This is a genomic window from Salinimicrobium sediminilitoris (assembly GCF_020866905.1).
Classification (GTDB): Bacteria; Bacteroidota; Bacteroidia; order Flavobacteriales; family Flavobacteriaceae; genus Salinimicrobium; species Salinimicrobium sediminilitoris.
The window spans coordinates 1-11,491 of record NZ_JAIVCC010000010.1 but is presented as its reverse complement, the minus strand read 5'-3'; the positions used below and the strand labels follow the sequence as shown (position 1 = coordinate 11,491).

6 protein-coding genes are annotated in these 11,491 nt (G+C 40.7%); 2 read left to right on the top strand and 4 right to left on the bottom strand.

The window, feature by feature from the left end:
- Window positions 1-175 precede the first annotated feature (175 nt).
- From LA313_RS11145 to LA313_RS11130, 4 genes are all read right to left on the bottom strand, one after another.
- On the bottom strand, window positions 176-2,116 hold the full coding sequence (locus LA313_RS11145; RefSeq protein WP_228914948.1) for a putative porin: 1,941 nt from the start codon (window positions 2,114-2,116) through the stop codon (window positions 176-178).
- A gap of 127 nt (window positions 2,117-2,243) precedes the next feature.
- Complete coding sequence (locus LA313_RS11140) at window positions 2,244-3,131, bottom strand: hypothetical protein (RefSeq protein WP_228914946.1); 888 nt, start codon at window positions 3,129-3,131, stop codon at window positions 2,244-2,246.
- 100 nt (window positions 3,132-3,231) lie between these two features.
- Window positions 3,232-4,716 carry a RagB/SusD family nutrient uptake outer membrane protein gene (locus LA313_RS11135; protein WP_228914944.1) on the bottom strand — a complete coding sequence of 495 codons (1,485 nt, stop codon included), beginning with the start codon at window positions 4,714-4,716 and terminating at the stop codon, window positions 3,232-3,234.
- A gap of 18 nt (window positions 4,717-4,734) precedes the next feature.
- Window positions 4,735-7,959: a SusC/RagA family TonB-linked outer membrane protein gene (locus tag LA313_RS11130; protein ID WP_228914943.1), complete on the bottom strand. Its 3,225-nt coding sequence runs from the start codon at window positions 7,957-7,959 to the stop codon at window positions 4,735-4,737.
- Between the two features lie 336 nt (window positions 7,960-8,295).
- Here LA313_RS11130 and LA313_RS11125 point away from each other — a divergent pair, with 336 nt between their 5' ends.
- Together LA313_RS11125 and LA313_RS11120 are read left to right on the top strand one after the other, a co-directional pair.
- On the top strand, window positions 8,296-8,895 hold the full coding sequence (locus LA313_RS11125; RefSeq protein WP_228914941.1) for a ribonuclease HII: 600 nt from the start codon (window positions 8,296-8,298) through the stop codon (window positions 8,893-8,895).
- 23 nt (window positions 8,896-8,918) lie between these two features.
- Window positions 8,919-11,339, top strand: a complete 2,421-nt coding sequence (locus LA313_RS11120; protein WP_228914939.1) for a DUF3352 domain-containing protein — start codon at window positions 8,919-8,921, stop codon at window positions 11,337-11,339.
- The last annotated feature ends 152 nt before the right edge of the window (window positions 11,340-11,491 follow it).

Genomic DNA, 11,491 nt, shown 5'->3' with positions numbered 1-11,491 from the left:
GAGGTGATTTTTTTCCGTTAAAACTCTTCCAAAGTTTGAAACTTTGGAAGAGTTCCGTAAACCCGCGTTAGGGATAGAAGCGGAAATCCTTTTTGGGAAGCACGGACAAAAAGATTGAAGTGAATAGCCCGGCCACACCTAAGCGGCAGCGAAGGTGGGGAAACGCCCAAGAGATCTACATGAAGAAATTCCAGACCAGTCCAAATCTAATTCCAAAGTCACGAGAAGGATACAAAGGGGCAGAAAAATTATTGTTGCCTTCAATCAAATAATTCAGATTTTCCAGCTTGAAAAATATACGGGCCTGCCTTATCTTTCCGTTAAAGAAGAAATCGACAGTTGGAAAACCGTCAAATTCCTGTTCGTTCTGTACATAGAACTCGGCTAAAACCGGATCATACCCATTCAAGTTATACCCGGTAAAGTAGTTTAGAGTGAAACCGGTTTGAAGGTAGAGCGCCCGCTGAAACCAATGGTCCCTGTAATATAAGGTATTCCGGGTAACAAGATCTGGCACGTTAAACACCTGCCCCCCGTCAAGTACAGACTGAAAAAGTACGGTATTGTTGAGAGCAAATTTCCCTACACTAAATTCCCGCTCCCCCTTTACTTTAAAATAACTTACCTGCCCTTCATGCTGGAAAGGTCGAACACTACCCATTTCATCAAGAGCAAAGTAAGCCATATCATTTATGGTAGTAAACTCCAGGCTTGCATTTAGCAGCTGTGGTGCCCATAAATCGAAACCAAGTGACTGCCTGCTTTCATTTGAAAAGGAAGTTTGCCAGTTATAGTTTATATAGTCACTCTGGTATAGAAGAAAATTGTAATCAGGCGCACAATCATTAATATTGGCCGTGGCGGCAACAGAGAAATCTGGCGAAAGCACGTAAGCAAGCCGCGCACCAAGGTCGTAACCTTTAAGATCCCCAATTAAATTGACCATTCCATTCGCTTTGAACTGGAATCCGCCTAAGGTCCCGGTGTAATCCCCTCCTGCTGAAATAATATTTCCCTGCAGCCGATTTGTGATAAAACCATCCTGAAGGTCAAGCACTGTATTGTAACCATAATCGTAATTAGTATGCCTACCCCTGGCTACAATCTGCGCCAGGTTTCCTGCTGTAAACCCAACATAAACCTCATTAGAAGTAGACGTAAGTCGGGTTTCATCTCTAATCCCCACCTCTTCAAAGGAAGGTCCAAATATTTCATTTGCATTTCCCTGCTGAAACCGGTATTTCTTATAGGTATGATTCAGCCGGTGACCAATTGTCAAATTTCTCTGGGCCAGGGAATCATTCCTCTTATATAAAGCATAAGAATGATCCAGAAAGAACCTTTTCCCGAAAAGGGTGGATTGTGCATCCTGAAAATTTACATCCAGGCGCGAACGATCTTCAAATTCGGGGTTTTTAGCAACATATTGTTCAAGAGAAGCCTCTGTAAGTCCGCCATTCTCTTCATTGAGAAGATCCTGTGAGACAAAATGCGTCTGAAGTCTATATCTTTCATTAGGGGAATCATAACTTAAGGTAGCGCGAAAATTCCCGGTACTGGTAAGTAAATGTTTATACCGTCCCAGGGAACGAAGACCTTTGTAAGCCACCGAAAAATTCAAATTTGGAGAGGTATTTACCGTAAAAAGGGCATCTACTGCCTGTCCCTGTTCAAAAACAGTTTTAAAAAATAATTCGGTAAACGGGGTAGGAACATTGTAATAATAAATATCCTCTACCTCCATGAAGTTATAATGTCTTGCCCTTGCACCAAATTGAGGCATAACAAAACGCTCATCGAGAAAATCATAAGTAAGCCTGTTATAGGATCTACCCACGTTGGAAAAAGCTAACAACCCGAAGTTGTCTTTCCTGAGGTAGTTGAACCTGTAATCTTTATAAATGTTAAGGGTAGTATCGACTATGGTCGTATCATTCTCTACGGAAATAATTTTATAAAGTTCAATAGGGGCTCTTTCAACTTCGGGAGCTTTCTCACCGGCATCCATTTCACGCTCGCTACCAGTTGCCCCTGAACGGGTAAGTTTCCTTTCCTGAGAAATACCCCATATAGGGATTAACAATAAGTAGAGAAATAAGAGTTGCTTTTTCTTCATAAGAATGATCACTGGAACAAAAGTATGATAATTGAAAGAATTAGGGGCAGGTGACTTTAAAGGCATTCAAAAAAAAAGAGGCTGCCTTTGAAAGACAGCCTCTAAATTTATTTAATAATGGGAATGTTTAGGCATCTCCACCATCAGTGTCTCCACCATCAGTGTCTCCACCATCAGTGTCTCCACCATCAGTGTCTCCACCATCAGTGTCTCCACCATCAGTGTCTCCACCATCAGTGTCTCCACCATCAGTGTCTCCACCATCAGTGTCTCCACCATCAGTGTCTCCACCATCAGTGTCTCCACCAACGACCGTCGCACCATCAGGTCCAATTGTAAAATTAACAGATTCCTCTGATCCAAAATCTCCTGGAATCACAGCAAATTCTTCACCTCCATAAGAAAGTGTTACTGATCCTTCGGCAGGGTAAGTAAGCCCATCACCAAAAGAATCAGTTATTGTGAAGGTAAAGGTTCCCTCACCTGGACATAAAGAACGAGTAGCTGTCGCAGCTCCATCTGAATATCCATCCACCTCAATTAGGATATTTCCATCAGCATCTGATAGTGTCCAGGTAGTTTCACTCGCGTATCCGTCAAAAACCAGGTCTACAGTAAAGTCAGTCCCTTCACAAACACGTCCAACATTAAGCACATAAGGATCACCTGTGTAAAGACCATCAACAGTAGGATCTAGACGTAAAACAAGAGTTTTCCCAACCAGCCCCAGGTCAACATCAGAAACCTGAACTTCAAAAGTGGCCTCATTTGTTCCTCCCGGCACTGTAACTGTAGAAGGTACAGTATAAGCCGTGGAAGCTAATGTCGTAGCGTCTCCCACCATTACATCAAAAGTTCTGTCGTTGCTCGTGACATTGGCAGTGTAAACTGTCACTTCACGGGTAGCACTTCCATCAACTTCAACACCTATGTTGGGATTTACAAATCCTTCAAACGTCACATAGTTTGGCGGAGTAAATTCATCGTCACTACAACTAACAAAAATAGAGGTCATAACGACGGTTAATAATAATAATAATGTTTTTTTCATTTGTATGAGTTTAATATGAAAGGCAAAAGCCCTCCTTCAAAAGAAGGGCTTTGTTTTCTAATTATTAGTCAATAAAAGGATTGTTCTGACGCTCACTTTGAGGAATTTCAAAGGTCATGTCATCTGAATTGAAAGGAACACTCAAACCTGGAAAAGTCAGGTGATTAGGCCCCATTTGTGCAGTCCTACCAAGTCTTTTTCCAGCTAAATACACTTTCCCTTCACCCCACAGTTCAATACGAGTCTGCAAGAAGATGTGATCGATCAATTGCTGTCCACTTAAAGCATCAAGATAAGCAGTATCCTCTACACGCTCATCCAGAATAACTCTTAACGCCTCTTTGGCAAGAGCTTCATTACCGGTTTGAGCAGCTGCTTCAGCAAGTAAAAGGTACATTTCGGCTATCCTCATATAAACATAATCGGTAGTCACGTTTCTCTGTCCTGCAACAGTACGTCCTGGAGCATAAAATTTATTAATTGGATAAAGTACTCCATCCCCATAAGCATCTACAAATTGACCCTTACGCAAATCATCTGCAGGTATTGCATCAAAAAGATCATGGTTGATCTCTTTAGGATCTCCTGCCCAGGCATAGCTATAGGTAAAAAGATCGACCTGTCCCCACCAGGAAATAAGATCAAGGCCAATATCCAGAGTTTGATCAACACCCCACATCCAACCTGAGTTGGCAACATCATTAAATCCAGCAGCCTCTAAGTTAGTGCCATCATAAACGACTTCCGTTGAAGATACAACATTATAACCGTAATTATCAATAACATCCTGGGTTACCTCTATCACTTTTTCATAGTCGTTCATTGCTGCATAAGTATAAGCAAGAAGTCCTTTCGCAACACTTTGGTCTACTTCGTTCTTAGCAGTCCTGGTGAAATTTTCAAGAAGATCAATAGCGTCTGTAAGATCATCCACTACAAGTGCATAAACTTCAGACTGCGGGCTAAGTGCTGCAGCTTCTTCGGATACTGTAGTGTAGATAGGAAGAACCTCCTCGGAAGGATTATATCCTTCACCATAGAATTGCAATAAATAAAAGTAAGCATAAGCTCTCATTGCTTTAGCCTGTCCCATAATTGCACGGGCTTCGTCAGATTCTAGTTCGGCATCATTACCTCCTAATCCATCTATTACAATGTTAGCTCCAAAAATTAATCGGTAGTAATATCTCCAAACCTGATAATTGGCAGTATTTGTAAAGTTTGTAGTAGCCTGGTATTCTACAATATCCTGATACCAGCCATAGGTATAACCGGCCAATACCATATCTCCACTTAACATATCTGAAAAGATATCATATCCTTTCTGGCCAAAATCATCATGACCCGTTGTTCCTCCAGTACCTGTAAGATACATTGTGGAATAAAGACCAGCGATATTGGCATTTTGTAAGCCCGGGTTCAATTCGGAGGCCTCTGCCACCTGGTCTGAAGAAACGAACTCTGTTGGTTCGGTTTCCAGAAAATCTTTGCTACATCCTGTTAGTGTCAAAGCACCAGCCAGTATAGGTATAAAAAATTTTGTTTTCATTTTCATGTTCAATTTTAATTAAAATTTAGCTCTAACACCTGCAGTTATAGTTGTAAGAGGAGAGTAGGTGTACCAGTCAGATCCACCGGCCTCTGCTGTTTGTGGATTCCATCCTGTGCGGTCTGAGAAAAGAGCAAGGTTATCACCAGAAACCCAGACACTAAGAGCACCCATGCCAATATTTTCGGTAAAATCTGTTGGTAGCGTGTACCCCAGTCTCACGTTATTTAAGGAAACGTAATCCAGTTTTCTTAAGAATCTACTGGAAGTAGAAGCAACACTTTGATCATAGTTAGAGGAAATTCTTGGCACACTTGTAATATCCCCCGGCTCCTGCCATCTATCACGAATATCAACGTGCCAGTTGTTACTCCCGACTACATCATTGTGCATAAGTCTTGCATACTGGAAGTCATACCCGTATCCACCGAATTGGTAAAGCAACTGAACATTCAAATCGAAATTCCCAAATCCTGTAGCAAGGTTTAAAGCACCTCTAACATCTGGAATAGCCGATTTACCAATGAATTTTCTTGTAGCGTGCTCATATCTTTGGACGGTTGCTTTTGAAATTTCGTCCTCCATATCAGGATTAGCATCAAGATACTCAAAAAGACTTTCAATAATTTCTCCACCGTCAGACATTAAACCTCCAGTAGGTACGCCATCTCCGTTTTCATCTATAAAATGAGCATACCACATGCTTACTCCTGTTGCAGGATCTACTCCGGCATAGTCACGCATATAATAATCAAAGATCGAATGTCCTACAGCTCTACCGAAATATCCCTGGTTATCTAGAACCTTTTGCTCCCCTGTTGAAGGATCAATCGGCATCTCAAGCATCTCATTGTTAATTATCTCTCCATTAATTCCGATATTTACGTACCATCTGTCGCTCTGAACGATCTTTCCTGTAAGCTGATACTCGAATCCCTGGTTTTGAAGAAGACCGTCATTCACATCAATTATTGCATATCCTAAAGATGGGGCTACCCTTCTTTCAAAAATTTGGTCATCTGTGAGTTTATTATAATAGTCGAAACTACCTTCTAAATAATTCCCGAAACTAAATTCTATCCCGGTCTGGAACATTTTAGAAGTTTCCCAGGTAAGGTCAGGGTTTCCTTTAGTATTAAAGGATAAAGAAATCTCATCGTTAAGGTTATCAACATTGAAAAGATCCGCCCCAGGATAGTAACCTACACCGGCCTGATCTCCTAATAGACCATAACTAGCCTTTAATTTAAGGAAGCTAAGTACATCCTGGTCAAGCATAAAGCCTTCGTTCGAAATAACCCACGCTGCACCAACAGATCCAAAAGTACCCCACTTATCATTAAGGAACCTTGAAGATCCATCCCTCCTTACAGTACCAGAAAGAAAGTAAGTATCTCTAAAGTCATAGCTCAACTGCCCAAAATAACTTTCTAAAGTGTAATCTTCTACGAACGATCCCGGAGGATTGTTAACTACTCCCTGGTTCAATTCGGTAGCGTCAGGCACCACAAGATTTGATCTGGAAGCCCAAAAGAAAGACTCCTCAAATGAATTGCTCTCATGCGCAGCTAAAGCTTCAATAGTGTGACCTCCAAAAGTTCTGTTGAAACGAAGTAACTGCAGGAAGTTATAAGCCAATCTTTCTGTTTGTTGCTTATAAAGCGATCCATTTTGACCTGCTGAACCTCCATAGAAAGGGTTCCCCCTGCTATCAAGATTTGTGTTAAAATATTGAGATCCAAAACGTGTTTCAAAATCAAGACCTTCAGCAATATGAGCATTAAAGAAGATATTGGTATTGATCTCATGTCTCATTGAGTTATTGAGATCCTGGTAAGCACCGGCAATAGCGTTTGTCAAAGCTCCAAAACCACGTCCCTGTCCAAAATCATATTGGTTTCCACCAAAGTAAGGATCATCTATAGTGTTACCATCTTCGTCTCTTAGGAAAAGAGGATAAATAGACGGAATGTTATCTACGAACCAGAAAACACTTCCTGAATCTTCTGACTGTCCTAAGTTGTTTGTTTCTGACACTGCATAACCAACATCCATAGAACCGCTTAGCCAATCTTTAACATCATGACTCACGCTCAATCTAGCTGAAAGTCTTTCAAAATCAGAATTAATAGAATAACCCTTATCATCTAGATAACCTATAGAAGTATAGTAAGTAGATTTTTCGTTACCACCGCTAATTTTCAAGTTAGCCTCTGTACGAACAGCCGGCTGGAAAGCATACTCTTCCCAATCTTCTGGCGTGTATCTTCTTTCTAATCCTGGTCTAACCATACCGGTTGCAGGATCAATTACTTCAGCCCCGGGAACATTGTAATAATTATAACGGGCATCAAGACCTGATGAAGAAAAAAGTCTGTCATTTGCATAAGCAGCAGGATCTGCTGCTCCAGAAGCGTTACCTCTATTATAAAGCGCCTCCCAACTTAAAGCTAAATATTCATCTGGATTTGAAATCACTTCACTCCTGTCTAACAATTGAAAGTTTTGACCGGTTTTAAGCTCAACTTCAATTTGCGCTGTTCCTTCTCTACCATTACGGGTAGTAAGCACAACAACCCCGTTTGCACCTCTTGCTCCATAGATAGCTGTCGCTGCAGCATCCTTAAGAATAGTTGTTGACTCAATGTCTGCAGGGTTAATAGAAGCAATGTTTCCCGAATAAGGAACTCCATCTACTACATATAGAGGGTCCCTGTTTCCGTTTACAGAACCAATACCACGTATACGAATGGTACCTTCCGCTCCTGGTTGTCCAGAAGTGTTTATCACACGAACACCCGCTGCTTCCCCGGCAAGAGCCTTAGAAACATCAGAAACGTTCTTACGCTCAAGATTCTCACCAGAAACTACAGTCGCAGTACCTGTGAATGACCTTTTAGTTGCGGTTCCATAACCTACTACCACTACCTCTTCCAGCTCTGCTGCATCCACAGTAAGAGTGACGTCAATGTTGTCTATCTCTCCAACAGGATATTCAGCAGTCTCGAATCCAACATAAGAGAATACTACTACTTCACCTAACTGAGCATTGATAGAATATTCACCATTGAAGTCTGTTTGAGTTCCTCTACTGGTGTTTTTTACTAATACATTTACCCCTGGAAGAGGAAGACCCTCCCCATCGGTCACAGTTCCTGTGATCGTTTTCATTTGCTGTGCAAACGTAATTTGCACCACTAACACCAGCAAGAGTGTTAGAATTCCACTTAATTTTCTTTTCATTTTATGAATTATTTGAATTAGCCAGTGCCAAAAATGGTAATAAAATCTTAATAAAACAAGACAATGAAACAAACTTAATTGTTAAAGACTTAACAAATTTGTTGATTCTCAAGATTGTTCCTTTCCATTTTAGTAGAAAAGAGACCCAGATCCTACCGGAACCACCAAAATTGCCGATTTTTCTAAGGAATAAAACATTAAATTCTAAAGTGTGTAATTTTAAACAACCTTTTCTCTCCCCTGTATTTTCGGGGCTGCACTTATTTCCTATTTTTGTACTGCCGGAAATATTTTCACGATTCTGGATAAAGTATTACCCTACAGCAACTTAACAACATGTTAGCAAAAAGTTTCTCAAAATTACAATTGGAGTGCGGCACAGACGAAGCCGGGAGAGGCTGCCTGGCAGGACCTGTTACAGCAGCGGCAGTGATTCTGCCCCCTAGGTTTCGAAACAAACTTATAAATGACTCAAAGCAGCTCAACTCTATTTCAAGAAATGAACTGCGGGGAATAATAAAGAAGAAAGCTGTGTGTTATTCGGTGCAACACATATATATGGAAGAGATCGATGAGATCAATATTTTAAATGCCTCCATCCTGGCGATGCATAAATGTATCGACAATCTCAATCCTGTTCCCGAATTTATTATTGTAGATGGCAATAGATTTAAAACCTATGGGGAAGTGCCGCACGAATGTATAATTAAAGGAGATGGGAAATTTTTAAGCATTGCGGCCGCCTCAATCCTGGCAAAGACTTACAGGGATGAATTCATGATCAAGATCCACGAGGAATATCCAATGTACAACTGGAAACAGAATAAAGGATACCCTACTGTAGAACATCGTGAAGCCATAAAGAAATACGGAATAACAAAATACCATCGAAAAAGCTTTAAACTCCTTCCTGAACAATTGGAGATTTCACTTTAAAAAAATTTTACTTAAACCTTCCCATGAAGAAGATAATAGCAATTTGCCTCATCTCACTGTTAATTTCCTGTGCCGATGATCGCCCTACTGCAAATGCACTTACAGACTTTTTACCCAAGGAGCCAGCGGTCATCCTTCAAATGCAAAATCCTGATCTGTTCTTCAGCAATCTTCAAAATAATGATTTTCTAAAGCTTAATTCCAACCATTCCTTTTATAAGGACATGGAGCAGGGGCTTGAAATATTAAAATTTTTTCCGCATAAAAAAGAAGCTCTTCTTGTTCTAAATACCAAAGGAGAAGAATCTTTCGACTTCCTTTTCATTAGTAAGGATGAGCTAAAACCATTGAACCTGGACTCCATACCCAACCGGCAGGTAGAGACCATAAATTCCGACGACCTAGAAATAAAAAAATATGTTCTGGAAGGCAAAACAGCTTATTCAACACGTATAGACAGCATTAACCTGTTAAGCAATTCGCTACAATTACTAAAAGAGGCTTCTGAAGGCAGCCACAGTTGGGACCCAGATCTTGAAACGGCATTTAAGGCTGCTTCCCCTAAGAAAACTTCTCTGTTTTTTAATTCTGAAAAAGCGTCTTTCTTTCTTAAGGACATCTTCCCTGCGAGATTTTCGAACATCAGCAAATGGACTGTGCTGGATACAGACATTTCACAAAACGACATTAGCCTTAATGGTATCACAGTTGCCTCAGATTCTATTCCCCGACTCATAAACGTATTTAAAGAAGCAGGAACTGCCAAAAATAATCTTGCAAAGATCACTCCTGTACACAGCAAAGGGTTCACCTCGATCTCTTTTAAAAAATTCGAAAAACTGAATAATAATTTGACCTTTTTGAGAGGTAGTAAAACTGAAGCTTTTTCTGATGAACTTTCCCTTCTCGAAACAGCCAGTGAAGCAGGAATAATTCAGCTTTCTGAAGGTTTTGTATTTGCTGTTCATGCTAAAGACCCCGAAAGTGCCCGAAATTCTTTAAGTTTCGAGCTTAAGCCAACAGAAGAATTCCGTGGAATACCAATATATGAATATCCCAACCCGAATGCTTTTCAAAAAATGCTTCAGCCACTGCTGAATCCGGAAGAGCTTCATTTTTTCACCTTTTTGAATAGTTATGTTTTGTTCGCGAAAACTTCCAAAGCATTAAAAGAGGTGATGACAGCCGTTCAGGATGAACTGGTTTTGGCGAATTCTGAAGCTTATAAGTCTGCTTCAGAAAATCTGAGTTCAGAAGCGTCCCTTTTGATAGTGAGGAACAATCAGGCAAACGATGAAGACACATCGAATGGACTGGACTATACAAATTTTCCTATTTCGGCAATTCAATATATCTACCAGGATAACTTTGCGCACCTGCACAGTATTCTAACTAAAAGCGCAGCTTTAAAGACTGAAAAACCAACTTCCCGGGCTGCGGCTATCAAACTTGGAGCAGCTCTAAACTCCCCACCGATTTTCTTTAAAAATCACCGTACCAACGGCATGGATATAGCTGTCCAGGATGTTCAAAATACGCTTTATCTAATCTCTCCCGAAGGTAAGATCCACTGGAAAAAGGAAATGGACTCCCGCATTTTAGGCGACGTCCAGACGGTAGATATTCTAAGGAATGGAAGATATCAACTTGCCTTCGCCACTAAAAATGCGCTGCATGTGATTGACCGGGATGGCAATTCTGTAAAACCATTCCCATTGAAGTTTAGAGATGAAATCACGCAGCCCCTTGCCATTTTTGACTATGACAACAAGAGAGATTACCGGTTCCTGATTGTACAGGGAAAAGAGGTTTTCATGTACGATCGAAAAGGAAGGAGTGTGAAAGGTTTCCAATTTTCCAAAGCGGGATCGGATATCGCACAGACTCCAAAGCACATTAGGATTGGCCGAAAGGATTACATCGTGATCCCCGAAACTTCAGGTAAATTGAATATTCTAAGCCGTACAGGGAAAATACGCGTCGTTGTAAAAGAAAATCTTGAATTTTCCGAAAATAACTGGTACGAGTACGACGGAAACTTCGTCTCATCAAATACCAAAGGCCAGATCATTAAAATTGATGAAAAAGGAAATATCAAAAAAGAAGATCTTGATCTTACTGAAAACACCCGCATCAACGCCACCGCAAAAACTTTGGTGATGCTTTCAGAAAATGAGCTGACTATTAAAGGAAATTCAGTCACTCTCGATTTTGGACTTTACAGTGCGCCGCAAATCTTCTATATCAACAATAAGATCTATGTATCCGTAACCGACCTGCAGGCGAAGAAGGTATATGTTTTTGACAGCAATGCCACGTTACTGAATGGCTTTCCCGTTTACGGAAATTCATTAATAGACCTCAATAACGCAGATGATGACCCTGCTCTGGAACTTGTAGTGCAGGGAGAAGAGGATGAAGTGCTGCTTTATGAAGTGCAGTGAAAGGAGTGATCAGTGGTCAGTGGACAGTGGACAGTGGACAGTAAAAGTTAAATTACATCTGTGAATCCGTGGCTATGTCGGGTACTGAAATAAGTTGACCATTTTCCGGAGTTTTAAACAACTCAGTACTATGGCAAAACTACAAGATTTTT

Coding starts and splice junctions, on each gene's coding strand:
- LA313_RS11145 (WP_228914948.1), bottom strand. CDS start 2,116: ATGAAGAAAAAGCAACTCTTATTTCTCTACTTATTGTTAATCCCTATA.
- LA313_RS11140 (WP_228914946.1), bottom strand. CDS start 3,131: ATGACCTCTATTTTTGTTAGTTGTAGTGACGATGAATTTACTCCGCCA.
- LA313_RS11135 (WP_228914944.1), bottom strand. CDS start 4,716: ATGAAAACAAAATTTTTTATACCTATACTGGCTGGTGCTTTGACACTA.
- LA313_RS11130 (WP_228914943.1), bottom strand. CDS start 7,959: ATGAAAAGAAAATTAAGTGGAATTCTAACACTCTTGCTGGTGTTAGTG.
- LA313_RS11125 (WP_228914941.1), top strand. CDS start 8,296: ATGTTAGCAAAAAGTTTCTCAAAATTACAATTGGAGTGCGGCACAGAC.
- LA313_RS11120 (WP_228914939.1), top strand. CDS start 8,919: ATGAAGAAGATAATAGCAATTTGCCTCATCTCACTGTTAATTTCCTGT.